Annotated in this window: 25 protein-coding genes; 18 read left to right on the top strand and 7 right to left on the bottom strand. The window is 73.0% G+C overall.

What is annotated here, in order from left to right; translation table 11 throughout:
• Positions 1-160 precede the first annotated feature (160 nt).
• The 8 genes from ACZ7D7_RS02975 to ACZ7D7_RS02940 all read left to right on the top strand — a co-directional run bounded on the left by ACZ7D7_RS02975 (position 161) and on the right by ACZ7D7_RS02940 (position 10782).
• A complete protein-coding gene (locus ACZ7D7_RS02975; RefSeq protein WP_470821842.1) occupies positions 161-1891 on the top strand; it encodes a hypothetical protein in 1731 nt (576 codons plus the stop codon).
• Positions 1892-1893: 2 nt separating this feature from the next.
• Complete coding sequence (locus ACZ7D7_RS02970) at positions 1894-2244, top strand: hypothetical protein (RefSeq protein ID WP_470821841.1); 351 nt, start codon at positions 1894-1896, stop codon at positions 2242-2244.
• A gap of 10 nt (positions 2245-2254) precedes the next feature.
• A complete protein-coding gene (locus tag ACZ7D7_RS02965) occupies positions 2255-3289 on the top strand; it encodes a hypothetical protein (RefSeq protein WP_470821840.1) in 1035 nt (344 codons plus the stop codon).
• 234 nt (positions 3290-3523) lie between these two features.
• A complete protein-coding gene (locus tag ACZ7D7_RS02960; protein WP_470821838.1) occupies positions 3524-5053 on the top strand; it encodes an aldehyde dehydrogenase family protein in 1530 nt (509 codons plus the stop codon).
• A gap of 135 nt (positions 5054-5188) precedes the next feature.
• Positions 5189-6718, top strand: a complete 1530-nt coding sequence (locus ACZ7D7_RS02955) for a GMC family oxidoreductase (RefSeq protein WP_470821836.1) — start codon at positions 5189-5191, stop codon at positions 6716-6718.
• A complete protein-coding gene (locus ACZ7D7_RS02950) occupies positions 6718-7890 on the top strand; it encodes a quaternary amine ABC transporter ATP-binding protein (RefSeq protein ID WP_470821835.1) in 1173 nt (390 codons plus the stop codon). Before ACZ7D7_RS02955 ends, ACZ7D7_RS02950 begins: the two co-directional genes overlap by 1 nt.
• Positions 7890-9833 carry an ABC transporter permease gene (locus tag ACZ7D7_RS02945; RefSeq protein ID WP_470821833.1) on the top strand — a complete coding sequence of 648 codons (1944 nt, stop codon included), beginning with the start codon at positions 7890-7892 and terminating at the stop codon, positions 9831-9833. The genes ACZ7D7_RS02950 and ACZ7D7_RS02945 overlap by 1 nt, the downstream gene beginning before the upstream one ends.
• Before the next feature lies 1 nt (position 9834).
• Entirely contained in the window at positions 9835-10782 is a 948-nt protein-coding gene (locus ACZ7D7_RS02940) for an ABC transporter substrate-binding protein (RefSeq protein WP_470821832.1), read from the top strand.
• Positions 10783-10794: 12 nt separating this feature from the next.
• Here the strand turns inward: ACZ7D7_RS02940 and ACZ7D7_RS02935 are convergent, their stop codons facing one another.
• The 3 genes from ACZ7D7_RS02935 to ACZ7D7_RS02925 are packed head-to-tail and all read right to left on the bottom strand — an operon-like array spanning position 10795 to position 12532.
• Positions 10795-11520 carry an isocitrate lyase/PEP mutase family protein gene (locus tag ACZ7D7_RS02935; protein ID WP_470822443.1) on the bottom strand — a complete coding sequence of 242 codons (726 nt, stop codon included), beginning with the start codon at positions 11518-11520 and terminating at the stop codon, positions 10795-10797.
• Positions 11517-11960 carry a carboxymuconolactone decarboxylase family protein gene (locus ACZ7D7_RS02930; protein WP_470821830.1) on the bottom strand — a complete coding sequence of 148 codons (444 nt, stop codon included), beginning with the start codon at positions 11958-11960 and terminating at the stop codon, positions 11517-11519. The genes ACZ7D7_RS02935 and ACZ7D7_RS02930 overlap by 4 nt, the downstream gene beginning before the upstream one ends.
• Positions 11957-12532 carry a carboxymuconolactone decarboxylase family protein gene (locus tag ACZ7D7_RS02925; protein ID WP_470821828.1) on the bottom strand — a complete coding sequence of 192 codons (576 nt, stop codon included), beginning with the start codon at positions 12530-12532 and terminating at the stop codon, positions 11957-11959. The genes ACZ7D7_RS02930 and ACZ7D7_RS02925 overlap by 4 nt, the downstream gene beginning before the upstream one ends.
• A gap of 47 nt (positions 12533-12579) precedes the next feature.
• On the opposite strand from ACZ7D7_RS02925, the gene pdxR reads away from it, so the two are divergent.
• The gene (gene pdxR / locus ACZ7D7_RS02920; RefSeq protein WP_470821827.1) at positions 12580-13965 is read left to right on the top strand and encodes a MocR-like pyridoxine biosynthesis transcription factor PdxR; all 1386 of its coding nucleotides are present in this window, start codon (positions 12580-12582) and stop codon (positions 13963-13965) included.
• A 22-nt stretch (positions 13966-13987) separates the two neighbouring features.
• Here the strand turns inward: pdxR and ACZ7D7_RS02915 are convergent, their stop codons facing one another.
• The gene (locus ACZ7D7_RS02915; protein ID WP_470821825.1) at positions 13988-14875 is read right to left on the bottom strand and encodes a septum formation family protein; all 888 of its coding nucleotides are present in this window, start codon (positions 14873-14875) and stop codon (positions 13988-13990) included.
• A gap of 290 nt (positions 14876-15165) precedes the next feature.
• Here ACZ7D7_RS02915 and ACZ7D7_RS02910 point away from each other — a divergent pair, with 290 nt between their 5' ends.
• From ACZ7D7_RS02910 to ACZ7D7_RS02890, 5 genes are all read left to right on the top strand, one after another.
• Entirely contained in the window at positions 15166-15474 is a 309-nt protein-coding gene (locus tag ACZ7D7_RS02910; RefSeq protein WP_470821823.1) for a hypothetical protein, read from the top strand.
• Between the two features lie 11 nt (positions 15475-15485).
• Complete coding sequence (locus ACZ7D7_RS02905) at positions 15486-16670, top strand: glutathionylspermidine synthase family protein (RefSeq protein ID WP_470821822.1); 1185 nt, start codon at positions 15486-15488, stop codon at positions 16668-16670.
• A 237-nt stretch (positions 16671-16907) separates the two neighbouring features.
• Positions 16908-18359, top strand: a complete 1452-nt coding sequence (locus ACZ7D7_RS02900) for a glycine hydroxymethyltransferase (RefSeq protein ID WP_470821820.1) — start codon at positions 16908-16910, stop codon at positions 18357-18359.
• A 122-nt stretch (positions 18360-18481) separates the two neighbouring features.
• The gene (trpS, locus tag ACZ7D7_RS02895) at positions 18482-19495 is read left to right on the top strand and encodes a tryptophan--tRNA ligase (protein WP_470821819.1); all 1014 of its coding nucleotides are present in this window, start codon (positions 18482-18484) and stop codon (positions 19493-19495) included.
• 169 nt (positions 19496-19664) lie between these two features.
• On the top strand, positions 19665-20243 hold the full coding sequence (locus ACZ7D7_RS02890) for a 2'-5' RNA ligase family protein (protein ID WP_470821817.1): 579 nt from the start codon (positions 19665-19667) through the stop codon (positions 20241-20243).
• Positions 20244-20260: 17 nt separating this feature from the next.
• Here the strand turns inward: ACZ7D7_RS02890 and ACZ7D7_RS02885 are convergent, their stop codons facing one another.
• Both ACZ7D7_RS02885 and ACZ7D7_RS02880 read right to left on the bottom strand, forming a co-directional pair.
• Positions 20261-21016, bottom strand: a complete 756-nt coding sequence (locus ACZ7D7_RS02885) for a decaprenylphospho-beta-D-erythro-pentofuranosid-2-ulose 2-reductase (RefSeq protein WP_470821816.1) — start codon at positions 21014-21016, stop codon at positions 20261-20263.
• Between the two features lie 8 nt (positions 21017-21024).
• Entirely contained in the window at positions 21025-22383 is a 1359-nt protein-coding gene (locus ACZ7D7_RS02880) for an FAD-binding protein (protein ID WP_470821815.1), read from the bottom strand.
• 133 nt (positions 22384-22516) lie between these two features.
• Between ACZ7D7_RS02880 and ACZ7D7_RS02875 the strand changes: the two genes are divergently transcribed.
• The 4 genes from ACZ7D7_RS02875 to ACZ7D7_RS02860 are packed head-to-tail and all read left to right on the top strand — an operon-like array spanning position 22517 to position 25407.
• The gene (locus tag ACZ7D7_RS02875; RefSeq protein ID WP_470821813.1) at positions 22517-23062 is read left to right on the top strand and encodes a phosphatase PAP2 family protein; all 546 of its coding nucleotides are present in this window, start codon (positions 22517-22519) and stop codon (positions 23060-23062) included.
• Between the two features lie 10 nt (positions 23063-23072).
• Positions 23073-24041 carry a decaprenyl-phosphate phosphoribosyltransferase gene (locus ACZ7D7_RS02870; protein ID WP_470822442.1) on the top strand — a complete coding sequence of 323 codons (969 nt, stop codon included), beginning with the start codon at positions 23073-23075 and terminating at the stop codon, positions 24039-24041.
• Positions 24035-24499: a GtrA family protein gene (locus tag ACZ7D7_RS02865; protein WP_470821812.1), complete on the top strand. Its 465-nt coding sequence runs from the start codon at positions 24035-24037 to the stop codon at positions 24497-24499. The genes ACZ7D7_RS02870 and ACZ7D7_RS02865 overlap by 7 nt, the downstream gene beginning before the upstream one ends.
• Positions 24487-25407, top strand: coding sequence for a YihY/virulence factor BrkB family protein (locus tag ACZ7D7_RS02860; protein ID WP_470821810.1), 921 nt, complete (start codon positions 24487-24489; stop codon positions 25405-25407). The genes ACZ7D7_RS02865 and ACZ7D7_RS02860 overlap by 13 nt, the downstream gene beginning before the upstream one ends.
• Here ACZ7D7_RS02860 and ACZ7D7_RS02855 read toward each other — a convergent pair.
• Positions 25355-26632, bottom strand: coding sequence for a D-alanyl-D-alanine carboxypeptidase family protein (locus ACZ7D7_RS02855; protein ID WP_470822440.1), 1278 nt, complete (start codon positions 26630-26632; stop codon positions 25355-25357). The genes ACZ7D7_RS02860 and ACZ7D7_RS02855 overlap by 53 nt on opposite strands.
• Between the last annotated feature and the right edge of the window lie 45 nt (positions 26633-26677).

The following is a 26677-nucleotide window of genomic DNA, read 5'->3' as shown; positions in this document are numbered from 1 at the left end:
GTCCGCCGATCTTCCGTGGGGCCCCGCACCGGTTCGTCCGGCGCGGGGCCCCACGCGTGTCCCGTGACAAATCGGGTTCTGCCGGGACAGTCGCTCCCCTATGCTGATGGGTCATCAACTCGCCTTTCGGCAGCGGCAATTCGAACACCGGGGGAGTGGCGTGAGCACCGCACACGTGCCGCAACAACCACCGCACACGGGCGCACCGCCGCCCGACGTCCCGCCCACGCCGCCGCACGCCAGCGAGGCCACCCGGCTGCTGTGCGCGGGCGCCTACCTCGACTCCGACTACCGCGACCGCGTGATCGAACAGCTCTACCTCAACGAGCAGCGCGTCGTCGCCCCGTCGCTCGGCTTCGACGCCGCCCGCGTCCTCGCCCACGCCCTGCGCGCACGGCGCCAGGAACTGGCCTGGTCGGCGGCGATCCTGGGCCTGTGGATCGTGGGCGTCGCGCTCAGCGGGGGCTTGCTCGCCTTCATCCTGGGGCCCAGCCTGCTGCTCGCCGTGGTGCCCCTGCTCCGCGGGCGTGCCGCCCATCCGCCCTGGTACCGGCGGCTGCTCGCGTTCCTGGCGCGCTGGACCGGCCGCTTCTCCTTCGCGTTCGCCCTGCTGGTCCTGGTTTCGGTCCTGTTCGGCGGCGGCTCGGACGACTCGGGTTACGGGTCGTACGACTCCGGCTACGGGTCGTCGTACGACTCCTCCGACCCGCTGGAGCTGCTCACCGGCGAACTCGCGGGAGTCGCCGAGCCGTGGCAGGCCTGGCTCGGGGTGGGCGTGCTCGCCGTCATCGGCCTGTGCGCGTCCGCTCAGCGCGGCCAGTTCGCCCGCGCCCTCGCCCACGAACTGTCCCCGCAGCGCTTCCCGGACGCCGCGAGCGATCCCGCCGAGCAGGTCGACAGCGCGCGGTTCCAGCGGCTGAGGCAGCGCATCCGGCTGGAGCAGCACGCGCCGCTGATCATGTACCACGAGGCGCGGCCGTTCTGCGGGGCGGGCGCCGAGTACGAGACCTGGGTGCTCGCCGTCGAACTCCGGCCGGACGAGGAGGCGAAGCAGCAGCCGCTCAGCAACCGCGTGATCCTGGACCGGATCCGGCCGCTGATCGAGCAGTTGCGGGTGCCCGCCGAGTACGCGGGGCCCGGCGTGCGCGACCGGCTGCGCCGCCTGGAGATCGACGAGTGCGTGTTCCTGCCCGTCGAAGGGCTGCTCTCCCGCGACCAGGCGCCGTACAGCGCCGCCGCGTTCGAGCAGCACCGGGCGCGCGCGGTCGAGGAAGGCGGCGAAAAGCGCCGGCACTTCCTGCGCATCCGCGTCGGCGGCTGGGAGGAGGAGCTGGTCGTCACCGTCTTCGTCCGGCTGCACACGCAGGGCCGGATGCTCATGCTGGAGATCGCGCCGCACGTGCTGACCCCGGTCCGCGCGGACTTCAAGGACGCCGACCGCGCCTCGCACCGGTTCCGCGCCAGCAACCTCTTCGGCAAGGTGGCCGGCGCGGCCGTCCTGGTGCCCGGGGCCGCGGGCCGCTCCCTGGTCTCGCTCGGGCGGGGCGCGGTGTACGGGTGGCGGCTGCTGACCGGCGGTCACGCGAACGCGCTGCCGGACGGTCCCGCGCTGTCGGTGCGGGAGCTGGGCGCCGCGCCCGTCGGGTCGACGTTCCAGGAGATGGACGTCGTCCGGTACCTGCGCAGCATCCAGGACCGCATCGGGCGCGGGGTGCGTCTGGCGCTGGCCGAAGCGGGTTACGAGACCGGCGAGTTCGTGCAGAAGATCGTCAACATCAGCAACGGCGCCGTCCACATCGGGCGCGCCGACAACTCCTCCTTCGCCTTCGGCGACCACGCCCGCGCCGAGACCACGACCGGCGGCTCCGAGCCGCAGAAGGGATCCGACTAGCGATGGCACCCGACGAGCCCAACGTCCACATCGGCCGGGCCGACAACTCCTCGTTCGCCTTCGGGGCGAACGCCCGCGCCGAGACCCGCAACGTGACCGGCGGGCGCGACGAGGCCGCCGAGGAACTCCTGACCGCCGTACGGGAGTTGCGCGCCGACCTGACCCGGCTCCAGCAGAACGAGCAGACCGCGCGGCTCGACGAGGCCCTCGCGGACACCGAGGGCGAGATCACCCGGACCGGCACGGCGGGGGAGGGGCGCCTCGCGCGACTGCGGGAGGCCCTCACGGACGCGCAGAACATCGTGACGCTGTTCGCCTCGGCCGGGGCCGTCGCCGGACTGCTGGGGATGTGAGGGCGACGCGATGAACGGGGGACCGCGGTACTGGAACGAGGACACCCAGCGCTGGGAGGACGGCACCGAGGGCGCCGCACCGGTCACCCCGCCGCCCCCACCCCGTCCGGAGTTCCTGCCATCGGCGCGGGACGGACACGACACGGTGATCTCCACACCGGACGCGCCGCCCCCGACCTGGCCTCCGGCGCCGACACCGGACGTGTCGGAACCCGGTGGCTGGTCCGGGCCCGAGTTGCCGGGCGGCGGGTGGCCGTCCGGTGAGCCGCCCGCGGCGCCCGTCGGCCGTGGGCCCGGCCGTCGGCTCGTGTGGGGCGTGCTGGGCGGCGCCGCCGCAGTCGGGGTCGCCGTGGCCCTGGTGCTGACGCCGCTCGTCGGGGACGACGGCGACGGCGGAACCCCGGACGGCAAGGCGGCGTCCACGGCGGCCTCGGGCACCGGTGACGCCACGGCACCGACGGACACCGGCGACCCGACCGACGGCGCGCCCACCGGCGACACCCCCGGATCCCCGTCCGACCCCGCGTCCGGTCCGGCGTCCGAACTCCCCGCCGACTACGAGCTGTACACCGACACCGAGGGCTTCACCATCGCCCGCCCCGAGGGCTGGACCCGCGAGGCGGCGGCCTCCCAGCACGGCATGGACGTCGTCAACTACCGCAGTGCGGACGGGTTCCGCCGCCTCCAGGTGTACGAGGTCGCCGAGGCCTCGCCCGAGGAGTCCTTCGACCTGTTCCTCTCCGACGAGACGCCGAAGGCCAAGGGCTTCGAGAAGGTCGCCCTGGAGCCGCTCGACGAGGGCGACGTCACCGGCATGCGGCTGGAGTACCGCGCCGACTCCTTCCGGGGCGAACCGGACGTCGGCAGCTGGCACGTCCAGGACGTGCGCTTCCGCTCGCCCGGCGACGGCAGGCTGTACGCCATCGCCGCCTACGGCCCGCCCACCGACGGCATCGACCCCGAGCTCGACCTCGTGCTCACGGCGCTGACCCACTTCTGCCCGCCGGCCACGACCTGCGACGCGACGCCTTCCGGCCAGGACTGATCCGCGTACGTCCCCCATACGACGCGTACGACGCCGCACGGAAGGCATTTCGTGGCGGCGGCCACACCTTCTACGCCCCTTTTGTCCACCTTTGCCGCAGTCCGCCGTGACCCCGCGCACTTTCGCCATCCGAACGCGCATGCAATCGAGGGCCGGGGGCAGGCGCACTCGGTCCCGTGAGTGACACACGTGTGACACACGGGTGCTGAACAGGAACGGAAGGCAATGACGACCATGGCGGACAGTACGGAACACCACGTGCCCGGAGCGCGCAGGACCATTCACGCGGGGGGCGAGTGGCTGGAGGCGGTCTCCGGTGCCACGCGCGAGATCATCGACCCCGCGGACGCCGTGCCGTTCGCCGTGGTCGCCGAGGGCGACGAGAAGGACGCCGACCTCGCGATCGCCGCCGCCCGGCGCGCCTTCGACGAGGGGCCCTGGCCGCGGACGCCCGTCGCCGAGCGCGCCGCCCTGCTGCGCCGCGTCGCCGACCTCCTCGTGCGCGACCGGGAGGAGATCGGGCTGCTGGAGAGCCGCGACGCCGGGAAGACCGTCGAGGAAGGGCGCGTCGACGTCGACTGCGTCGCCGACGCCTTCCGGTACTTCGCCGACCTCGTCGCCGCCGAGGCGCCCGGCCGGGTCGTCGACGCCGGGTCGCCCGGCATCCACAGCGTCGTCGTGCACGAACCCGTCGGCGTCTGCGCGATGATCACGCCCTGGAACTACCCGCTGCTCCAGGCAAGTTGGAAGATCGCGCCCGCGCTCGCCGCCGGCAACACCTTCGTGATCAAGCCCAGCGAGGTCACCCCGCTCACGACCGTCGCCCTCATCCGGCTGCTGGTCGAGGCGGGCCTGCCCGACGGCGTCGCCAACCTCGTCACCGGCCCCGGCCACACCGTCGGCGCCCGCTTCGCCGAGCACCCCGATGTCGACCTGGTGTCCTTCACCGGCGGTCTCGTCAGCGGCGTCAAGGTCGCCCAGGCCGCCGCCCCGAGCGTGAAGAAGGTCGCCCTCGAACTCGGCGGCAAGAACCCCAACGTCGTCTTCGCCGACGCCTGCGCCACCGACGAGGGCTTCGACACCGCCGTCGACCAGGCCCTCAACGCCGCGTTCATCCACAGCGGCCAGGTCTGCTCGGCCGGTTCCCGCCTCATCGTCGAGGAGAGCGTCCGCGACCGCTTCGTCGCCGAACTCGCCCGCCGCGCCGAGCGGATCCGCCTCGGCCGGGGCACCGCCGACGGCGTCGAGTGCGGCCCCCTCGTCTCCGAGCAGCAGCGCGCGAAGACCGAGGAGTACGTCGCCTCCGCACTGAACGAGGGTGCCGTGCTGCGCTGCGGCGGCAGGCGCCCCGAGCCGTCCGCCGACCGGCCCGCCACCGGCTACTTCTACGAGCCGACCGTCCTCGACCACTGCCACCGCGAGATGCGCGTCGTCCGCGAGGAGGTCTTCGGCCCGGTCCTCACCGTCGAGACCTTCCGCACCGAGGACGAGGCCGTCGCCCTCGCCAACGACACCGAGTACGGCCTCGCCGGCGCCGTCTGGACCGCCGACGCGGGACGCGCCCGCCGGGTCGCCGGCCGGCTGCGGCACGGCACCGTCTGGATCAACGACTTCCACCCCTACCTGCCGCAGGCGGAGTGGGGCGGCTTCGGCAAGAGCGGGACGGGCCGCGAACTCGGCCCGGCCGGACTCGCCGAGTACCGCGAGACCAAGCACGTCTACCAGAACCTCGCGCCCAAGCCGGTGCGGTGGTTCCGGGGCTGAGAGCGCGCCGCCGAGAGTGCCCCCACGTGGTGTCCGGCGTCCGCGGCGCCGTCGTGGCCGGTCGCGCAGTTCCCCGCGCCCCCTCGGGACGCGCCCCTCACGCCCCTTGAGACTGAACCCCTGGAGTAACCCCCCATGTCCCAGAACCCCCTTGTCTACGACTACGTCATCGTCGGCGGCGGCACCGCGGGCTCCGTCATAGCCTCCCGGCTGACGGAGAACCCCGACGTCACCGTCGCCGTCATCGAGGGCGGCCCGAGCGACGTCGACCGCGACGACGTCCTCACACTGCGCCGCTGGATGGGCCTGCTCGGCGGCGAACTGGACTACGACTACCCCACCACCGAGCAGCCACGCGGCAATTCGCACATCCGGCACAGCCGCGCCCGCGTGCTCGGCGGCTGCTCCTCCCACAACACGCTCATCGCGTTCAAGCCGCTGCCGTCCGACTGGGACGAGTGGGAGGCCGCGGGCGCCAAGGGCTGGGGCGCGGTCCCGATGGAGGCGTACTACGCCCGCCTGAAGAACAACATCGTCCCGGTCGACGAGAAGGACCGGAACGCCATCGCCCGCGACTTCGTCGACGCCGCCCAGGGCGCGCTCGGCGTGCCGCGCGTCGAGGGCTTCAACAAGAAGCCGTTCACGGAGGGCGTCGGCTTCTTCGACCTCGCCTACCACCCGGAGAACAACAAGCGGTCGTCGGCGTCCGTCGCCTACCTGCACCCGGTGATGGACGAGCGCACCAACCTCACGCTCCACCTGGAGACCTGGGCGTACAGGCTGGAGCTGGACGGCACCCGCGCCGAGGGCGTGCACGTGCGCGACAAGGACGGCTCCGAGTTCCTGGTCCGCGCCCGCAACGAGGTGGTGCTGTGCGCCGGCGCCGTCGACTCGCCCCGGCTGCTGCTGCACTCCGGCATCGGGCCCAGGGAGCAGCTGGAGGCGCTCGGCATCCCCGTCGTCCTCGACCTGCCGGGCGTCGGCGAGAACCTGCTCGACCACCCCGAGTCGGTCATCGTCTGGGAGACCCACGGGCCGATCCCGGAGAACTCCGCGATGGACTCCGACGCGGGCCTGTTCGTGCGCCGCGACCCCGAACACCAGGGCCCCGACCTGATGTTCCACTTCTACCAGATCCCCTTCACGGACAACCCGGAGCGACTGGGCTACGAGCGGCCGGAGTTCGGCGTCTCCATGACCCCGAACATCCCCAAGCCCAGGAGCCGCGGCCGGCTCTACCTGACCAGCGCCGACCCGTCCGTGAAGCCCGCCCTCGACTTCCGGTACTTCACCGACGAGGACGACTACGACGGCCGCACCCTGGTCGACGGAATCAGGATCGCGCGCGAGATCGCGAAGACCGAGCCGCTCGCCCACTGGCTCAAGCGCGAGGTCTGCCCCGGCCCGGACGTCACCGGCGACGAGGAACTCGGCGAGTACGCCCGCAAGGTCGCGCACACCGTGTACCACCCCGCCGGCACCTGCCGGATGGGCGCCGCCAACGACGAACAGGCCGTCGTCGACCCCGAGTTGCGCATCCGCGGCCTCGAAGGCATCCGCATCGCCGACGCCTCCGTGTTCCCGACCATGACCGCGGTGAACCCCATGATCGGCGTGCTCATGGTCGGTGAGCGGGCCGTCGACCTGATCGGAGGTGGTGCGTGATGAGTACGACGACCAAGAAGACCGCGACGACCGACGCCCGCGAGAACGCCGAGAACCCCGTCTTCTCCGTCGAGGGCCTGTGGAAGGTGTTCGGCCCCAAGGCCGGCCGCATACCCACGAACCCCGAACTGACCGGCCTGGACGCCGCCGAACTGCGCGCCCGCACCGGCTGCACGGCCGCCGTCCGTGACGTCACCTTCGACGTCCGCAAGGGCGAGGTCTTCGTCGTCATGGGCCTGTCCGGCTCCGGCAAGTCCACGCTGGTGCGCTGCCTGACCCGGCTCGTCGAGCCGACGGCCGGGCGGATCGCCATCGACGGCGAGGACGTCCGCGCCATGGACAAGTCCCGCCTGCGCGCCCTGCGCCGGCACCGCGCCGCGATGGTCTTCCAGCACTTCGGTCTGCTCCCGCACCGCACCGTCCTCGACAACGTCGCCTACGGCCTGGAGATCCAGGGCCTCGGCCGCGCCGAGCGGCGCGCCAAGGCCGCCGAGGTCGTCGCCAAGGTCGGCCTGGAGGGCCTGGAGCAGCGCAGGCCCGCCCAGCTGTCCGGCGGTCAGCGCCAGCGCGTCGGCCTGGCCCGCGCGCTCGCCGTCGACCCCGAAGTCCTGCTGTTCGACGAGCCGTTCAGCGCGCTCGACCCGCTGATCCGGCGCGACATGCAGGAGGAGGTGATCCGGCTGCACAAGGAGGAGGGCCGCACGATGGTCTTCATCACCCACGACCTCAACGAGGCGCTCCGCCTCGGCGACCGCATCGCCCTGATGCGCGACGGCCGGATCGTGCAGCTCGGCACGCCCGAGCAGATCGTCGGCTCGCCCGCCGACGACTACGTCCGCGAGTTCGTCCGCGACGTCCCGCGCGAGCAGGTCATGACGGTCCGCACGGCGATGCGGCCGGTCGCCGCCGGGGAAGCGGGCAACGGCCCGGCCGTCGCCCCGGACGCGACGGTCTCGGAGGCGATCGAGGCGGTGGCGCGGGCCGGCGCCCCCGCCCGGGTCATGGACGGCGGCCGGTGCGTCGGCGTCGTCGACTCCGACGCCCTGCTGGACGTCGTGGCGGGCGACGCCGCCGCCGCCCGTACGGCCGCGCCCGCGACCCCCGAGGCACCGGTGCCGCTGCCGCGCAGGGAACGCAAGCGCCCGGCCGGCGCCACCGAGGAGCCGGTGTAATGGCGACGATCACCGCGACCACGCAGAAGGCGTCGCCGCCGGGCGTCCTCACGAGCCGCGCCGCGCGCAAGCTCCTCGCCCTCGCCGCCCTCGCCGCCGTCCTCGTCCCGCTGGCCACCGCCAAGTGGGGCGGCGCCACCTGGCCCGCCGCCCTCACCGTCGACCTCACCGAGCCGCTCGGCACGGTCAGCGACTGGATCATCGACAACCGCGACAGCCACCCGCTGTTCCTGTACTTCTTCGGCCACGTCAGCAACGCGGTCGTCATCTCGGTCCGCGCCGTCTACCTCGGCCTGCTCGCCGTGGGCTGGGCCGGCGTCACCGCGCTCGGCGCCCTGATCGCCTGGCGCGTCGCGGGCGTCCGGCCGGCCGTCGGCACGGCCCTCGCCTTCCTGGCGTGCGGGGCGCTCGGCATGTGGGTGCCGACCATGCAGACCCTCGCGCTCATGGTCGTCGCCGTCGCCACGTCCGTCGTCGTCGGCGCCCTCCTCGGGCTCGCCGCCGGACTGTCCGACCGGATGGACCGCGTGCTGCGCCCGGTGCTCGACACCATGCAGGTGCTGCCCGCGTTCGCCTACCTCCTGCCCGTCGTGCTGGTCTTCGGCATCGGCGTCCCGGCGGCCGTCCTCGCGACCGTCGTCTACGCCGCCCCGCCCATGGCCCGGCTCACCTCCCTCGGGCTGCGCGGCGCCGACAAGGAGGTGCTGGAGGCCGTCGAGTCCCTCGGCTCCACCGCCCGGCAGCGCCTGCTGACCGCGCGCATCCCGCTGGCCCGCAAGGAACTCCTGCTCGGCGTCAACCAGACGATCATGATGGCGCTGTCCATGGCCGTCATCGCCTCCGTGATCGGCGCCGGCGGCCTCGGCGACCGCGTCTACCAGGCGCTGGCCTCCGTCGACGTCGGCGCGGCGCTCGCCGCCGGCATTCCCATCGTGCTGCTGGCCGTCGTCCTGGACCGCGTCACCGCGGCGGCCGGCGCCGGGCTCGGGGACGACCCGAAGCCCCGCGCCCACTGGCTGTACGTCCTGGCCGGCGCCGCGGCCGTCGCGGTCGCCGGGCGGCTCACGGGCCGCCTGGAGTGGCCCGGCACGTGGAGCGTGAACATCGCGGAGCCCGTCAACCGGGCCGTCGACTGGATGACCGACCACCTGTACTCCGGCGTGCCCGTCGTCGGCGGCACCGCCGACTGGGCCGGCCGCTTCACCACCTGGGTGCTCGACCCGCTGCGGGACGGCCTGCAGTGGCTGCCCTGGTGGTCCGTGCTGCTCGCCGTCGCCGCCCTGGCCTGGCTGATCGGCACCTGGCGCACCGCGCTGACCGCCGTCCTCGCCATGGCCGCGATCGGCGTGCTCGGCGTGTGGAAGCCGTCCCTGGACACCCTGTCCCAGGTGCTGGCCGCCGTCGCCGTCACCCTCGTCCTCGGCTTCGCGACCGGTGTCGCCGCCGCCCGCAGCGACCGCTTCGAGCGGCTGCTGCGGCCCGTGCTCGACGTGTTCCAGACCATGCCGCAGTTCGTGTACCTGATCCCGGTCGTCGCCCTGTTCGGCGTCGGCCGCGCCCCGGCCGTCGCGGCGGCCGTCGTCTACGCGCTGCCCGCCGTCGTCCGCATCACCGCCCAAGGGCTGCGCCAGGTCGACCCGGCCGCCCTGGAGTCGGCCCGCTCGCTCGGTGCGACCAGCGGCCAGCAGCTCCGGCAGGTGCAACTGCCGCTGGCCCGCCCGGCGCTGCTGCTCGCCGTGAACCAGGGCGTCGTCCTGGTCCTCGCCGTCGTCATCATCGGCGGCCTCGTCGGCGGCGGAGCCCTCGGCTACGACGTCGTCTTCGGCCTCGCGCAGGGCGACCTCGCGACCGGCCTCGTGGCCGGCGCCGCCATCGTCTGCCTCGGCCTGATGCTGGACCGGGTGACGCAGCCCACCGGACGCCGCGCCAAGAAGGGAGCGTGACATGCGACTTCGTACGACTGCCGTAGCGGGCTCCCTGGTGCTGCTCACCGGCTGCGGCGCCGCCGACATGACCCGGCAGGCCTCGCCCTTCGCGAACGCCGAGGGCGCCAGGACGGTCACCCTGTCCGTGCAGTCCTGGGTGGGCGCGCAGTCCAACGTGGCCGTCGCCCAGTACCTGCTGGAGCACGAGCTGGGCTACCGCGTCGACACCGTCCAGGTCGACGAGGTCCCCGCGTGGGACGCGCTCAGCCAGGGCCGCGTCGACGCGCTCCTGGAGGACTGGGGCCATCCCGAGCAGGAGAAGCGGTACGTCCAGGACAAGAAGACCATCACGCGCGGCGGCGACCTCGGCGTCACCGGGCACATCGGCTGGTACGTCCCGACGTACTTCGCGAAGCAGCACCCGGACGTCACCGACTGGAAGAACCTCAACAAGTACGCCGACCGGTTCCGCACCCCGGAGAGCGGCGGCAAGGGCCAGCTGATGGACGGCTCGCCGTCCTACGTCACCAACGACAAGGCGCTGGTGAAGAACCTGAAGCTGGACTACGAGGTGGTGTTCGCGGGGTCCGAGGCGGCGCAGATCACGCAGATCCAGCGGTTCGCCAAGGAGAAGAAGCCCTTCCTCACCTACTGGTACGAGCCGCAGTGGCTGTTCGAGAAGGTCCCGATGACCGAGGTGAAGCTGCCCGCGTACAAGGAGGGCTGCGACGCCGACCCGGAGAAGGTCGCCTGCGCCTACCCGCACACGCCGCTGCAGAAGTACCTCAACGCGGACTTCGCGAAGAACGGCGGCGAGGCGGCGGACTTCCTGCGGAAGTTCAAGTGGACCACCGAGGACCAGAACGCGGTGTCGCTGATGATCGCCGAGCAGAAGCTGTCGCCCGAGGAGGCGGCGAAGAAGTGGGTGGACAGCCACGAGTCCACGTGGAAGGCGTGGCTGTCCTGACCACCGCGTCCGTCAGGGCTTGGGCAGCTCCGCCGCGATGTCGCGGAGCGCAAGGGCGGCACGCCGTTGCAGGCCCGGCCCGAACGTGACCCTGGTGGCCCCTCGCTCGCCCAGTTCGGCGGGGGAGGGGCCGCCGCCGTCCACCGTGCCGTTGATGTTGACGGGCCCCTCGATGCCGGCCCGCAGCAGCGGCAGCACCTCGACCGGGGCGCCGATCGGGTACACGCAGTCCGCGCCCGCCGCGACGTACAGCGCGGCCCGCGCGACGGCCTGCGCCGGGTCGGCGATCCCGCGCAGGAACGTGTCCACGCGCGCGTTGACGAACAGCAGCCCGCCGGCCTCCGCGCACACCTCGGCGAGCCAGTCGGCGTGCCGGCGCGGGTCCTTGAGGACGCCGTTCTCCGAGTCCTCCAGATTGCAGCCCACGGCGCCCGCCTCCAGCAGCCGCCCGACCAGCTCCCGGGGCGGCAGCCCGTAACCGCCCTCGACGTCCGCCGAGACGGGCACGTCCACGGCCCGCGTGATCCGCGCGACCGCCGCGAACATCTCGTCGGCTGGGGTCCGCCCGTCCTCGTACCCGAGGCAGGCGGCGACGCCCGCGCTCGGTGTCGCGAGGGCCGGGAACCCGGCGTCGGCGAACACGCGGGCGCTCGCCGCGTCCCACGGGCCCGGCAGCACCAGCGGCTTCTCCGGCAGGCGGCCGTGGTGCAGGGCGCGGAACGTCTCCGCCCCGCTCACCACCGCGTGCTCCCCGGCGGGATCCGCCGGGCGACCATCAGCCGGTTCCAGCCGTTGACGACGGTGATCACCGCGAGGAGATGGGCGAGCCGGCGCTCGTCGAAGTGCTTGGCGGCGTTCTCGTACACCTCGTCCGGCACGAAGCCCTCGGTGAGGACCGTCACCGCCTCGGTGAGCGCGAGGGCCGCCCGCTCGCGCTCGTCGAAGACGTCACCGCCCTCCCACACCGTCAGCAGGTCCAACTGCCGCTGGGTCACCCCGCTTTCGCGGGCGAGCGGCAGGTGCATGTCGAGGCAGAACGCGCACCGGTTGAGCTGGGAGGCGCGGAGCTGGACCAGCTCGGCGAGGGCCGGGTCGCCGAGCCCCCGCTTCGCCGCGGCGCTCAGTTCCCGCATCGCGGAGCGCACCCCGGCGTCCAACAGCGTGGTGCGTTCCGTCACTTGTGCTGCCCCGGACGGTAGTGGCCCGGCGTCCGGCGGCAGGTCACGCCGAAGCGGTTCCAGGCGTTGATCGCGGCGATCGCGGCGATCAGCTGGGCCAGTTCGGCCTCCTCGAAGTGCTTGGCGACCCGCTCGTACACCTCGTCCGGCACGAAACCGTCGGTCAACACGGTGACGGCCTCCGTCAGTTCGAGGGCCGCCAGCTCCTTCTCGGTGTAGAAGTGCCGCGACTCCGCCCAGGAGTTGAGCTGGACGATCCGCTCGACGCTCTCGCCCGCCGCGAGTGCGTCCTTGCTGTGCATGTCGATGCACAGGGCGCAGCGGTTGATCTGGGAGGCGCGGATCTTCACCAGCTCGTGCAGCGTGGGGTCGAGGCCCTTCCCGGCGGCCGTGTCCAGCCGGACCATCGCCTTGAACACCTCGGGCGCGAGCGCGGCCCAGTCCAGCCGCGGGGGGTGTTCGGGAGCGTACCGCGCGGGGGCGTTCGTGTGCGTCGTGCCAGGGGTGCCGGTCGCGCCTGTGGTACCAGTCGTGCCTGTGGTGCCGGTCGTGCCGGTCGTTTCCGTCGTCATGCCCTCGACCCTATGAGCCAAGCAGCCCAGGAGTATGGTCCATTTCCATGGCGGAACGCTGGGCCACTTTGGGCATCGACCTGCACCTCGAACCGACCGGCCCCGGGCTGCGCCGGGGCCTGACCGACGCCCTGCGCGAGGCGGTGCGCACCGGCCGCCTCGCCCCCGGCACCCGCCTGCCCTCGTCCCGCGCGCTCGCCGCCGACCTGGGCATCGCCCGCAACACGGTCGCCGACGCCTACGCCGACCTCGTCGCCGAGGGCTGGCTGACGGCCCGGCAGGGCTCGGGCACGCGGGTCGCGGAACGCCGGGTGGTCGCGCCCGCCGGCCCGGCCCGCTCCGCGCGACGCCCGGCCCGCCCGGCGTACGACCTGCGGCCCGGCTCGCCCGACCTGTCGGCGTTCCCCCGCACGGCCTGGCTCAGGGCGGCCCGCCGCGCGCTGGCGGCGGCGCCGTACGACGTCCTCGACTACGGCGACCCGCGGGGCCGGCCGGAACTGCGGTCGGCGCTCGCCGACTACCTCGCCCGGGCCCGGGGCGTGCGCGCCCACCCGGACCGGATCGTGGTGTGCGGCGGCTCCGTCCACGGGCTGAGCCTGCTCGGCCAGGTGCTCCGGGCGCGCGGCGCCGACGCCGTCGCCGTCGAGTCGTACGGCCTGGACGCCCACTGGTCGCTGCTGCGCCGGGCGGGCCTGCGCACCGAACCGCTGCCGTTCGACGCGCGGGGCACCGACCCGTCGGGCCTGAGCACGCAGGGCGCGGTGCTGCTGACACCGGCCCACCAGTTCCCGATGGGCGTCCCGCTCCACCCCGACCGGCGGGCGGCCGTCGTGGACTGGGCCCGCCGCACCGGGGGACTGGTCCTGGAGGACGACTACGACGGCGAGTTCCGCTACGACCGCCAGCCTGTCGGAGCCCTCCAGGGCCTGGACCCCGACCACGTCGTCTACGTCGGCACCGCCAGCAAGTCGCTCGCCCCCGGGCTGCGCCTGGCGTGGCTGGTGCTGCCGCCGGACCTGGTGGACGAGGTCACGCGGGCGAAGGGCCACGTCGACCTGTGCGGGGCACCGGACCAGCTCACGCTCGCGGAGTTCCTCACCTCGGGCGCCTACGACCGCCACGTGCGCGCGTCCCGCCTGCGCTACCGGCGCCGCCGGGACGCCCTGGTCGCGGGCCTCGCGGCGCACGCCCCGGACGTCACGGTCACCGGCATCGCGGCGGGCCTGCACGCCGTGCTCCGCCTGCCGCCCGGCACCGAGCGGGCGGCGCTCCGGTCGGCGGCCTGGCACAACCTGGCCCTGCACGGACTGACCACCTACCGCCACGAGTCCGCCCGCGCGGAGCGGCTGGACGCGCTGGTGGTGGGCTACGGGACGACGCCGGGGCACGCGTGGAAGGCGACGCTGGAGACGCTGTACCGGGTCCTGCCGTGAGGACCCGGCAGCCGCCCGGGCGTCAGCTCGCCCAGACCTCGGCGTCCTCGGCCGGAACCGTGGTCGCGAGGCCCAGCTCCTTGCGCGCGGCGACCGACTCGTTCGGGTCGATGCCGGTGAACGCCGGGTCGTAGGCGGTGTAGAACGCGTCGACGTCGGCGGCGTTGGCGGCCTTCTCCCAGTGCCCGGCCGCCTTCGACAGCGCGGCGCGGAGCTTGCCGACCTCGGTGCCCTCGATGCCGTTCATGCCCTCGACGTGGGTGTCGAGGGCCGCCGCGACGGCCTTGGCCATCGCCTTGTAGCCGGCCAGGTCGTCCTCGACGTTCTCCTTCTCCGGCTGGTTCGCCCACAGGGCCTCGTAGACCGCGTTCGACCCCTTGAGGTACGTGGCCTGTTCGGGCTTCAGGGACTTCGCCGTGTCCAGCGAGCCCTTGAAGGTGCCCTTCTCCATGGTGTAGGTGCAGCTCACCGCGCGGTCACCCGTCGCCCAGCTCTCGCTGGTCGGGGTGTAGTAGAAGAGCGCGACGCCCTTGGGGAGCGCCCAGGTGTCCGGGGAGTACGCCTGCGCCTCGACCGGGCAGCGGGTGTCCGCGACGGCCGAGACCTCGTCGTCGCCCGGGTACGCCGTGCCCTTGTCGATCGCGAACTCGCCGACGACCTGGCCCTCGTGTGCCTCGTCGCAGGGCACGATCTCGACGGCGTACGCCGTCCCCTCGGCCTTGCCGTGCGGGTTGTAGCAGTCGCCGACGTCCAGCGAGAAGACCGAGCGCTGGCGCGCCACCTTCTTCGCGCCGTCCTTGGCGCTGTCGACGGCGTCGGAGACGTCCGAGCATCCCGCCGCGCCGATCGCGAGCAGGGCGGCGACGGCGGATATGCCGCGAAGGGGGCGATGCCGGAAACGGGCTGACATGACGTGCACATCCTCTTATGTGATCTTTATGAAGGGTGTGCGCATCGTAGGCCATCCCTGTGGCACTGCTGTGCGAAGACCCTCCCCACCACGGCGTTCTGACTCACGACGGGCGGGGAGGGTTGTACGGGAGTTGTGAGGATTGACGGGCAAACCGCCCCAAGTCCCCGCCCCCCGGCCCTCATAACCCCCGGCCGCCTGGGCACCGCCGACCGCCGAACCCTAGGCTTGCGGCCGTGAACCGGGCGTTCGGCAGGAGCCGGGCGGGCACGACTGGGGGAGACGAACACATGGCTCAAACACGGCGTCGGCTGCGGTCGAGCACGGTGGTACTCGGCGGCATGGGAGTCGTCGCGGCGGCCCTGACGTCCTGCGGCTCGGAACCCGACCGCCGCTGCGTGGACCGCGACAGCTACGACGTCTACCAGGGCTACCGGATCGTCGCGGACGACAAGTGCGAGGGGTACGCGTCCGACAGCGACTGGTACTACGACGGGGACAGCGACGGGAGTTACGTCTCGTCCGGCACCTTCAGCCGCAGCGAGGCCGTCGACCGCGGCGGCCTCGGCTGCTCGGCGTCCGGCACCGGCGGCGGCTGAGCGGACCGGACATGGAACGCCGCACCGTCGAGCCCCGCCCCGGCTGGCAGCAGACCGTCGAGGAACAGGGCCTGATCTACCCGCTCACCCGCTACCCCGACGGCTCGCTGCGCCCCTACTGGGACGAGAGCGCGTACTACGTCTTCTCGCTCGACGAGGTCGAGGCGCTGGAGGAGGTCGTCGAGGAACTGCACCGCATGTGCCTCGCCGCGGCGGCCCACATCGTGGCCGAGGACCGGTTCGCCGACCTCGGCATCACCGACCCGCGACTGGCCCGCGCGGTCGCCGAGTCCTGGCACCGCCGCGCCGAACTCCCGTCCGTCTACGGCCGCTTCGACCTGCGCTACGACGGCACGGGCCCCGCCAAGCTGCTGGAGTACAACGCCGACACGCCCACCTCCCTGGTGGAGGCCGCCTCCCCGCAGTGGTTCTGGATGGAGGAACGCTTCCCCGGCGCCGACCAGTGGAACTCCCTCCACGAACGCCTCGTCGACGCCTGGAAGAAGCAGGCCGCCCTGCTGCCGCCCGGCAGCCCGCTGTACTTCGCGCACTCCAGGGCCGACGAGTACGGCGAGGACCTGATGACGGTCGCCTACCTCAAGGAGACCGCCGAACAGGCCGGCCTCGACACCGCCTGGATCGAGATGGAGGAGATCGGCTGGGACCGGCTGTCCCGCCGCTTCGTCGACCACCGCCTCCGCTTCATCCGCAGCTGCTTCAAGCTCTACCCCTGGGAGTGGCTCACCACCGACCGGTTCGCCGGCCACGTCCTCGACACCCTCGACAACGGCGGCGGCACCGGCAGCACCCTGTGGATCGAACCGGCCTGGAAGATGCTGCTCAGCAACAAGGCCCTGCTGGCCGTCCTCTGGGAGCTCAACCCCGGCCACCCCAACCTGCTGCCGGCCTACCTCGACGGCCCCCGCGAACTCGCCGCCACCACCGGCTACGTCGCCAAGCCCCTGCTCGGCAGGGAAGGCGCCGGCGTCACCGTCCACGAGCCCGGCGCCGCCCCCGTCGTCCGCGACGAGCCCTGCTGCTACCAGGAACTCGCCCCCCTGCCGTCCTTCGACGGCAACCGCGTCGTCCTCGGCACCTGGGTCGTCGAGAACGAGTCGGCCGGCCTCGGCATCCGCGAGTCCTCCGGCCTGATCACCGACGAGTACGCCCGCTTCCTGCCCCACGTCATCCTCTGACCGGCGTCGGGGCCGGTCCGGCCGCGTCCACGCCGTCGCCCGGATGGTGGACGCGCGAAACGGGCCGGACCGGGCGGCCGGTAGGCTGGCGGCGGGCCGTGACTGGCGTGCTGGGATGGGACAACCATCGGGGAGCGGCTCCGGAGACCCGGTGACGGGTCTGCCGCGCTAGTGCCGTGCGCCTGGGCCGAACCGTGAACCGTGACCGCCGAAAAGCCACGCCATCCGGAGGCCGACATGCCCGACCAGCAGCCCCTCTCCACCGAGTCCACCGCCTTCCGCGCCGCGCTCGACGTGGTCCGCGCCGTCGAGCCGCGCGTCGCCGACGCCATCGGCCAGGAGGTCGCCGACCAGCGGGAGATGCTCAAGCTGATCGCCTCCGAGAACTACGCCTCCCCGGCGACCCTCCTCGCGATGGGCAACTGGTTCAGCGACAAGTACGCCGAGGGCACCGTCGGCCGCCGCTTCTACGCCGGCTGCCGCAACGTCGACACCGTCGAGTCCCTCGCCGCCGAGCACGCCCGCGAACTGTTCGGCGCCCGCCACGCCTACGTCCAGCCGCACTCCGGCATCGACGCCAACCTCGTCGCCTTCTGGGCCGTCCTCGCCGACCGCGTCGAGGCGCCCTTCCTGGCGAAGACCGGCGTCCGCCAGATCAACGAGCTGACCGACGCCGACTGGGCCGAGCTGCGCCAGGCCTTCGGCAACCAGCGCATGCTCGGCATGAGCCTCGACGCCGGCGGCCACCTCACCCACGGCTTCCGCCCGAACATCTCCGGCAAGATGTTCGACCAGCGCTCCTACGGCACCGACCCGGCCACCGGCCTCATCGACTACGACGCCCTGCGCGCCCAGGCCCGCGCGTTCAAGCCGCTGATCATCGTCGCCGGCTACTCCGCCTACCCGCGCCTGGTGAACTTCCGGATCATGCGCGAGATCGCCGACGAGGTCGGCGCCACGCTCATGGTCGACATGGCGCACTTCGCGGGCCTCGTCGCCGGCAAGGTCCTCACCGGCGACTTCGACCCGGTCCCGCACGCCCAGATCGTCACCACGACCACCCACAAGTCGCTGCGCGGCCCGCGCGGCGGCATGGTCCTGTGCGACGACTCCCTCAAGGACCAGGTGGACCGCGGCTGCCCGATGGTCCTCGGCGGCCCGCTCCCGCACGTCATGGCCGCCAAGGCCGTCGCCCTCGCCGAGGCCCGCCGGCCCTCCTTCCAGGACTACGCCCGGCGCATCGTCGACAACTCCCGTGCCCTCGCCGAGGGCCTGATGCGGCGCGGCGCCACCCTCGTCACCGGCGGCACCGACAACCACCTCAACCTCATCGACGTCGCCACGTCCTACGGCCTCACCGGCCGCCAGGCCGAGGCCGCCCTGCTCGACTCGGGCATCGTCACCAACCGCAACGCCATCCCGGCCGACCCCAACGGCGCCTGGTACACCTCCGGCATCCGCATCGGCACGCCCGCGCTGACCACGCGCGGCCTGGGCACGGCGGAGATGGACGAGGTCGCGGGCCTCATCGACCGCGTCCTGACGACGACGGAGGCGGGCACGACGAAGTCGGGCGCCCCGTCGAAGGCGTCGCACGTCCTGGACGAGAAGGTGGCCCGGGAAATCGCCCAGCGGGCCACGGACCTGGTGGCGGCCTTCCCCCTGTACCCGGAAATCGACCTGGGCTGAGCCCACCCAGGGGCGCGGGGCTCTGTCGATGTGCGGCTACCGCCGCGTGGGCGCTCGGCCCGGGCGGCGGTGGCCGTTCCCCACGCACGGAACCCCCCGCGCTCTCTGCGAGAATGGTGGGCATGGCGAATGACCGACCCCGCGTGCTCTCCGGAATCCAGCCCACCGCAGGCTCGTTCCACCTCGGCAACTACCTCGGCGCCGTCCGCCAGTGGGTGGCCCTCCAGGAGACCCACGACGCCTTCTACATGGTCGTCGACCTGCACGCGATCACGGTCCCGCAGGATCCGAAGGACCTGCGCGCCAACACCCGCCTGGCCGCCGCCCAGCTCCTCGCCGCCGGCCTCGACCCGGACCGTTGCACGCTCTTCGTCCAGAGCCACGTCCCCGAGCACGCCCAGCTCGCCTGGATCATGAACTGCCTCACCGGCTTCGGCGAGGCCTCCCGCATGACCCAGTTCAAGGACAAGTCCGCCAAGCAGGGCGCCGACCGCGCGAGCGTCGGCCTCTTCACGTACCCCATCCTCCAGGTCGCGGACATCCTGCTCTACCAGGCGAACGAGGTCCCGGTCGGCGAGGACCAGCGCCAGCACATCGAGCTGACCCGCGACCTCGCCGAGCGCTTCAACGGCCGCTTCGGCGACATCTTCACCCTCCCCAAGGCGTACATCCTCAAGGAGACCGCGAAGATCTACGACCTCCAGGACCCGTCGATCAAGATGAGCAAGTCGGCGTCCACGCCGAAGGGCCTCATCAACCTGCTCGACGACCCGAAGGCCACCGCGAAGAAGGTCAAGAGCGCCGTCACCGACACCGACACGGTCATCCGCTACGACGTGGCCGAGAAGCCCGGCGTCAGCAACCTCCTCAGCATCTACTCGACCCTCACGGGGACGGGTGTCGCCGAACTGGAGGAGAAGTACGCCGGCAAGGGCTACGGTGCGCTGAAGACGGACCTCGCCGAGGTCATGACCGAGTTCGTGGCCCCGTTCCGGGAGCGCACCCAGCAGTACCTGGACGACCCGGAGACGCTGGACTCGATCCTGGCCAAGGGCGCGGAGAAGGCGCGCGCCGTCGCCGCGGAGACCCTCTCCCAGGCGTACGACAAGGTGGGCTTCCTGCCCGCCAAGCACTGATCCGCACCCCGGCACACGCCCGTACCACCGGACAGCGCTGCACATCACGTCGGCCGCGCCTGCCCGCGGCACGGTCGTGGCCGTACAGTCGATAGCCGGGCGGTCGCACGGGTGGCCGCTCCCGCCCGCCGAGCACGGCGGGCACCCGACGAGGACGACAGGAGACGACGTGGGGACCGTAACGATCGGTGTGTCGATCGCGGTCCCGGAGCCTCACGGCAGCGAGCTCCAGCAGCTGCGCGCGGGCTTCGGCGACGCCGCTGCTCACGGGATCCCCACGCACGTCACCCTGCTGCCGCCGACGGAGGTCGACGCCGCCGCCCTCCCGGCGATCGAGGCGCACCTGGCCGAGGTCGCGGCGGCAGGCCGGCCGTTCCCGATGCGGCTGTCCGGGACCGGCACCTTCCGCCCGCTGTCGCCGGTGGTGTTCGTGTGCGTCGTGGAGGGCGCCGAGGCGTGCTCCTGGCTGCAGAAGCAGGTCCGGGACGCCTCCGGCCCCGTGGCCCGCGAGCTGCAGTTCCCGTACCACCCGCACGTCACCGTGGCGCACGGCATCGACGAGGCCGCGATGGACCGCGCCTACGAGGAGCTGGCCGGCTACGAGGCCCACTGGCCCTGCACCGGCTTCGCGCTCTACGAGCAGGGCGCCGACGGCGTCTGGCGCAAGCTCCGCGAGTTCGCCTTCGGCGCCGCGACGGTGCCCCCGCAGGCGGGCCGCACCGAGCGCGGCACCCTGCCCACCCGCTAGCCCCGCGCCGACAGCCCCTAGACCGGCAGGCGGCGGAACAGCGCGCGCGGCAGGTGGCGCACGGCCGCCATCACCACGCGCAGCGCCCCCGGCACCCACACCGTCTCCGAGCGGCGCCTCAGGCCCAGCTCGATCGCCGTCGCGACCGCCTCCGGCGTCGTCGCGAGCGGCGCCTCGGGCAGCCCGGTGGTCATCTTCGAGCGGACGAACCCGGGACGTACGACCATGACGTGCACGCCCGTGCCGTACAGCGCGTCGCCCAGCCCCTGCGTGAAGGTGTCCAGGCCCGCCTTGCTGGAGCCGTAGATGAAGTTGGCGCGCCGGGCCCGCTCGCCGGCGACCGACGACAGCACCACGAGGGAGCCGTGGCCCTGCGCCTGGAGCGCGCCCGCGCACACCAGGCCCGCCGACACCGCGCCCGTGTAGTTGGTCTGCGCGACCCGCACCGCGTTCACCGGCTGCCGCTCGTCCTGCGCCTGGTCGCCGAGGACGCCGAAGGCGAGCAGCACCATGTCGATGTCGTCCTCGGCGAAGATCTTGCCGAGCACCGCCTCGTGCGACTCGGGGTCGAGCGCGTCGAACGCGACGGTGTGCACCCGGGCGCCCAGGCTCCGCAGGTGCGCCGCGGCCTCCTCCAGGGCGGGCGTCGGACGGCCCGCCAGCCAGACGGTGCGGGTGCGGCGGGCGATCAGGCGGCGAGCGGTGGCCAGCGCGATCTCGGACGTACCGCCGAGGACGAGCAGGGACTGGGGGAGGCCGAAGGCGTCCTTCACGACAGCTCCTAGAGGTTGAGGCGGCGGGACAGGTCCGAGGCGAACACCCCGTCCGGGTCGAGCTCCGCGCGCAGCGCCCGGAACTCGCGCAGCCGCGGATACATGACGTCGAGCAGTTCGGGCCGCAGCCGGGCGTCCTTGGCGAGGTACACGCGCCCGCCCGCGCCGGCCACCTCCTCGTCGAGCTCGTCGAGGAACGAGGCGAGGCCCGGCAGCCCGGCCGGGATGTCCAGCGCCAGCGTCCAGCCGGGCACCGGGAAGGACAGCCAGCCCGGGTCGGCCTCCCCGAACCGCTTGAGGACGGCGAGGAACGACGGGCAACGACGCCCGGAGATCAGGTGGACGATGCGGCGCAGGGCGTCCTCGTGGCCGTGGCCGACGACGAACTGGTACTGCACGAAGCCGCCGCGGCCGTAGACCCGGTTCCAGTGCGGCACCCCGTCCAGGGGGTGGAAGAACGTCGACAGGCGCTGGAGCTCGCCGGTCCGCGCGCGGGGCGCCTTGCGGTACCAGAACTCGTTGAACAGGCCCACGGTGGTCCGGCTGAGCAGGCCCTCCGGCACGAACGCGGGAGCGGCCGGGAAGCGCGAGGTGCGGAACGCCAGCGGGGACCTGCGGGCGCGGGAGCGGGCCGGCAGGGCGTCCAGCGGCGCGTGGTCGCCGCGGGTGAGGACCGCGCGGCCGGTCGCCGCGCCGCGCGCCAGCAGGTCGATCCAGGCGACCGAGTAGCGGTAGCGGTGGTCGTCGGCCGTGAGGCGCGCCATCAGGTCGTCGAGGTCGGTGGCACGCTCGGTGTCGACGCTCATGAGGGCCGTCTCGACCGGCAGGAGCCCCACCGTGGCGGTGAGGACCACGCCGGTCAGGCCCATGCCGCCGGCCGTCGCGTCGAACAGGGGCGTGCCGCGGCCCACGGTGCGGATCTCGCCGTCGGCGGTGAGCAGCTCGAAGGACAGCACGTGCCGCGAGAAGGAGCCCGAGACGTGGTGGTTCTTGCCGTGGATGTCCGCGCCGATCGCGCCGCCGACGGTCACGTAGCGGGTGCCGGGGGTGACCGGCACGAACCAGCCCAGCGGCAGCAGGACCTCCATCAGGCGGTGCAGGGAGACGCCCGCGTCGCACAGCACGGTGCCGCCGTCGGCGTCGATGGCGTGGACCCGGTCCAGGCCGGTCATGTCGAGCACGGCCCCGCCGGCGTTCTGCGCCGCGTCCCCGTAGGCCCGCCCCAGGCCCCGCGGGATGCCGCCGCGCGCCCCGCGCCAGCCCCGGACGGCCGCGGCGGCCTCCTCGTACGTCCGGGGGCGCACGAGACGGGCGGTGGTGGGGGCGGTGCGGCCCCACCCCGTGAGGGGGACGGTGTCGGCGGACATGTCGGCGACCGTATCGCCGGGTGGAGAGTGATCCGTCCAGTGACGTCCGTGCTCTACCCGAAATGGGTGATTAATGGTATGTCGCTCAATATTGCCGGACTTCCGGCGAGGGCGGCGTGAACAGTGGATCGTCATGGACGATCAGCACGACGACCTCCACGACTGGGACCGGCGGATCGTCGCGGCGCTCCACGCGCGCGGCACGGACCCCGCGGTGGCCGCCGCCGCACGGGCCCTGTCCCGGGCGGGCGAGCACGGGGCGCTGTGGCTGACCGCGGGCCTGATCGGCGCCGCGGTGGACCGCCCCCGGCGTGGCGCCTGGCTGCGCGGCGCCGCGCTCACCGCGGGCGCGCACCTCGCCAGCATGGCCGTGAAGCGGGTCGTACGCCGTCCCCGCCCCGCCCACGTCGTGCCCCTGGTGCGCACCGCGGGCCGGCACTCCTTCCCCAGCTCGCACGCCACCTCCGCGGCGGCAGCCGCGGTCGCCTACGGCGCGCTCGGCGCGTACGCGGTGCCGCCGCTCGCCGCCGCGATGTGCCTGTCCCGGCTGGTCGTCGGCGTGCACTACGTCTCCGACGTCGCCGCGGGCGCGGCCCTCGGGGCGCTCACGGCACGGGCCGGGGCGCGCTGGATGCACGGCCCGGACTCCCGCCCGGCCGAGGGGAGTCGCCGTGGCTGAGATCGCGCGCATGGCCGGCATCGCGCGTGCCGCGAGACCGGCGCTCCGGGGACGCCGGACCGCCCGGCGGGACTCCGGTCCGCCGCCCGGCCCCAAGGGCGGCCTCCTCCGGGGGCTGCTGAGGACCGCGCGCCCCAAGCAGTGGGTCAAGAACGTCCTCGTCGTCGCCGCCCCGGCGGCCGCCGGCCAGTTGTTCACCCGGCACGCCCTGAGCCAAGTCGCCCTCGTCTTCGTCCTCTTCACCGCCTGCGCCGCCGCCGTCTACCTCGTCAACGACGCCCGCGACGCGGAGGCCGACCGCGCCCACCCCATCAAACGGCACCGCCCCGTCGCCGCCGGACAGGTCCCCGTCCCCGTCGCCTACGCCGTCGGCGGCGCCCTGGCCGTCCTCGCGCCCGTGGCCGCGGCCCGGCTGACCTCACCCGCCGTGGCCGCCCTGCTGACCGCGTACCTCGCCATGCAACTGGCCTACTGCGTCAGCCTGAAGCACGTCCTCGTCATGGACCTCGTCGTCGTCACGACCGGCTTCCTGATGCGGGCCGTCGCCGGGGGACTCGCCCTCGGCATCCCGCTCTCGCGCTGGTTCCTGATCACGACCGGGTTCGGGGCGCTGTTCATGGTGTCGGCCAAGCGGTACTCCGAGGCCGTGCAGATGGGCGAAAAGGCGGGCGCCACACGCGCGTTGCTCACCGAGTACACCACCGGCTACCTGCGCTTCGTGTGGCAGCTCGCGGCCGGTGTCGCCGTCCTCGGCTACTGCCTGTGGGCGCTGGAGGAGGGCGGTGTCCCGCACACCAGCGTGCTGCCCTGGCGGCAGCTGTCCATGGTCGCCTTCGTCCTCGCCGTCCTCAGATACGCCGTCTTCGCCGACCGCGGCACCGCGGGCGAGCCCGAGGACGTCGTGCTCCGCGACCGCGCCCTCGCCCTCATCGGCGTCCTGTGGCTGGCCATGTACGCGCTGGCCGTGGTGAATTGGTGACCCGGCCCCCGGTCGGCCGCCGCCGCGAACTCCTCGGCTTCGCCGCCGCCGGACTCCTCGCCTACGCCACCGACCTCGCCCTCTTCACGTATCTGCGCGGCCCCGCCGGACTCGGCCCGCTCACCGCCAAGGCGCTGTCCTTCGTGGCCGGCTGCACGGTCGCCTACGCGGGCAACGCCTTCGGCACCTACCGGCACATCCGGCCCCGCGGACTGCGCCCGTACGCCGCGTTCTTCCTGGTCAACATCGCGGGCGCGGTCGTCCAGCTGCTGTGCCTGGGCGTCAGCCACTACGGGCTCGGGTTCACCTCCCAGCGCGCCGACACGATCTCCGGAGCCGGGGTCGGGATGGTGCTCGCGACGATCCTGCGGTTCTGGGGCACCCGGACCTGGGTATTCGGCACCCCGGGACGAGTCGCGGCGCCACCGGGGGGCAGAAGCAGATCATGGACTGGCTGAAAACGCTCCCCGTCGTCGGACCGCTCTTCGTGCGTGCGATGCGCACGCACGCGTGGCGGTCGTTCGAGCGGCTGGACCGCGTGAAGTGGACACGGCTGGCCGCGGCGATGACGTTCACCAGTTTCGTCGCGCTCTTCCCGCTGCTGACCGTCGCCGCCTCCATCGCCGCCGCCACCCTGAGCGGCGACCAGCAGGACACCCTCCAGGACAAGCTCGCCGAGCAGGTGCCCGGCATCTCCGACCAGCTGAACATCGACGGCCTGGTGGACAACGCCGGCACCGTCGGCCTCATCGCCGCCGCCGCGCTGCTGTTCACCGGCATCGGCTGGGCCGGCTCCACGCACGAGTGCCTGCGCGCCGTGTGGGAACTGCCCGAGGAGGAGGAGAACCCGGTCCTGCGCAAGGCCAAGGATGCGGGCATCCTCGTCGGACTCGGCGGCGCCGTTCTCGTCACCATCGGCGCCTCCACCGTCGCCTCCGCGATGGTCGGCTGGATCACCCGGCAGCTCGGCATCGACGAGGGCGGCCTCGGCAGCGTCCTGCTCTACCTCGCCGCCTTCTCCGTCGCCGTCCTCGCCGACTTCCTGCTCCTGCTGTACGTGCTGACGCTGCTGCCCGGCGTCGAACCGCCGCGCCGCCGGCTGGTGGTGGCGGCGCTGACCGGCGCGATCGGCTTCGAACTGCTCAAGCTGCTGCTGAGCGGCTACATGCAGGGCGTGGCCGCGAAGAGCATGTACGGCGCCTTCGGCGTGCCCGTCGCCCTGCTGCTGTGGATCAACTTCACCGCGAAGCTCGTGCTGTTCTGCGCCGCCTGGACCGCGACGGGCGAGGCCGCGGAGACCGAGGCGGACGACGTCACGGACGGGACCGGCGACGGACCAGATCCGGCAGCGGCCAGCGCCGGTTGACGAGGAACGCGGCCCCCGCCAGCAGCACCAGCAGCCCGCCGGCGATGCCCAGCGCGACACCGATGCCGCTGGAGCCGCCCTGCGGGGCGCTCGCCACCGGCTCGGTGCCCACGGCGCCCTTGCCCGCCCCGCCGGCCTCGCCCGAGGCACTGGTGCCCGGCTGCGGACTGGCCTGCGCGCTCCTGGGCGGCACCAGCTCACCCACCGGCTGCACCTTGCCGGCTGCCGCGAAGCCCCAGTCGAGCAGGCTCGCGGTCTCCTTGTAGACCTGGTTGTGCCCGTCCTTCTCCGGGTGCATCACCGTCACCAGCAGCACCTTGCCGTCGCGCTCGGCGACGCCCGTGAAGGTGGCGCCCGCGTTGGTGGTGTTGCCGTTCTTCACGCCCGCGATGCCCGTGTACTGCTCGAGGTCGTAGTCGCCGGTCAGCAGCCGGTTGGTGTTCTGGATCTCGAAGGTCCCGCGGACCTTCTTGCCCTTCTTGTTCTTCTTCGTCTCGCCGGGGAACTTCGCCCGCAGCGTCGAGCTGTACTCCCGGAAGTCCTTCTTCTGCAGCCCCGACCGGGCGATCAGCGTCAGGTCGTACGCGGAGGACACCTGGCCCTTCGCGTCGTAGCCGTCCGGGGAGACCACGTGCGTGTCGAGGGCCTGGAGCTCCTCGGCGTGCTCGTTCATCTCCTCGACGGTGGTCTCGATGCCGCCGTTCATCGCGGACAGCACGCGCACGGCGTCGTTGCCGGAGCGCAGGAACACCCCGAGCCACAGGTCGTGGACGGTGTACGTCTCGTCCTCCTTGATGCCGACCATGCTGGAGCCGGCGCCGATGCCCGCCAGGTCGGTCGGCACGACCTTGTGCTTGTCCGTCTTCGGGAACTTCGGCAGCAGCGTGTCCGCGAACAGCATCTTCAGCGTGCTCGCCGGGGCCAGCCGCCAGTGCGCGTTGTGCGCTGCGAGCACCTCGCCGGACTCGGCGTCGGCGACTATCCAGGAGCGGGCGGACAGGTCCTTCGGCAGGACCGGCGCGTCACCCGCCAGGTTCACCTGCGGGCCGGGCTGCCCGAGCCGGGTCCCTCCGACGCTCGACATGGTCGCCGGGGGAGTGGCCGACGGGCTCACCGACGGGCTCGCCGACGGCGAGGGTTTCGGGGCCGCCGAGACGGCGGGCGCGGTCAGCGCGGTGGACACGACGACGGCGGAAGCGACCAGCAACGACCGGCTGATGCTCATCTTGGGTGCGGGCACGACCGAGAACGTACATGCACCTGCCAGGGA

The sequence above is a fragment of the Streptomyces sp. NPDC037054 genome (assembly GCF_055606745.1).
The sequence above is the reverse complement of the archived record's forward strand: the minus strand, read 5'-3'. Positions and strand labels throughout refer to the sequence as shown.

Coding starts and splice junctions, on each gene's coding strand:
- ACZ7D7_RS02960 (WP_470821838.1), top strand. CDS start 3,524: ATGGCGGACAGTACGGAACACCACGTGCCCGGAGCGCGCAGGACCATT.
- ACZ7D7_RS02965 (WP_470821840.1), top strand. CDS start 2,255: ATGAACGGGGGACCGCGGTACTGGAACGAGGACACCCAGCGCTGGGAG.
- ACZ7D7_RS02860 (WP_470821810.1), top strand. CDS start 24,487: ATGGACTGGCTGAAAACGCTCCCCGTCGTCGGACCGCTCTTCGTGCGT.
- ACZ7D7_RS02940 (WP_470821832.1), top strand. CDS start 9,835: ATGCGACTTCGTACGACTGCCGTAGCGGGCTCCCTGGTGCTGCTCACC.
- ACZ7D7_RS02955 (WP_470821836.1), top strand. CDS start 5,189: ATGTCCCAGAACCCCCTTGTCTACGACTACGTCATCGTCGGCGGCGGC.
- ACZ7D7_RS02900 (WP_470821820.1), top strand. CDS start 16,908: ATGCCCGACCAGCAGCCCCTCTCCACCGAGTCCACCGCCTTCCGCGCC.
- ACZ7D7_RS02870 (WP_470822442.1), top strand. CDS start 23,073: ATGGCCGGCATCGCGCGTGCCGCGAGACCGGCGCTCCGGGGACGCCGG.
- ACZ7D7_RS02970 (WP_470821841.1), top strand. CDS start 1,894: ATGGCACCCGACGAGCCCAACGTCCACATCGGCCGGGCCGACAACTCC.
- ACZ7D7_RS02905 (WP_470821822.1), top strand. CDS start 15,486: ATGGAACGCCGCACCGTCGAGCCCCGCCCCGGCTGGCAGCAGACCGTC.
- ACZ7D7_RS02875 (WP_470821813.1), top strand. CDS start 22,517: ATGGACGATCAGCACGACGACCTCCACGACTGGGACCGGCGGATCGTC.
- ACZ7D7_RS02945 (WP_470821833.1), top strand. CDS start 7,890: ATGGCGACGATCACCGCGACCACGCAGAAGGCGTCGCCGCCGGGCGTC.
- ACZ7D7_RS02910 (WP_470821823.1), top strand. CDS start 15,166: ATGGCTCAAACACGGCGTCGGCTGCGGTCGAGCACGGTGGTACTCGGC.
- ACZ7D7_RS02925 (WP_470821828.1), bottom strand. CDS start 12,532: ATGACGACGGAAACGACCGGCACGACCGGCACCACAGGCACGACTGGT.
- pdxR (WP_470821827.1), top strand. CDS start 12,580: ATGGCGGAACGCTGGGCCACTTTGGGCATCGACCTGCACCTCGAACCG.
- ACZ7D7_RS02950 (WP_470821835.1), top strand. CDS start 6,718: ATGAGTACGACGACCAAGAAGACCGCGACGACCGACGCCCGCGAGAAC.
- ACZ7D7_RS02915 (WP_470821825.1), bottom strand. CDS start 14,875: ATGTCAGCCCGTTTCCGGCATCGCCCCCTTCGCGGCATATCCGCCGTC.
- ACZ7D7_RS02880 (WP_470821815.1), bottom strand. CDS start 22,383: ATGTCCGCCGACACCGTCCCCCTCACGGGGTGGGGCCGCACCGCCCCC.
- ACZ7D7_RS02855 (WP_470822440.1), bottom strand. CDS start 26,632: ATGAGCATCAGCCGGTCGTTGCTGGTCGCTTCCGCCGTCGTCGTGTCC.
- trpS (WP_470821819.1), top strand. CDS start 18,482: ATGGCGAATGACCGACCCCGCGTGCTCTCCGGAATCCAGCCCACCGCA.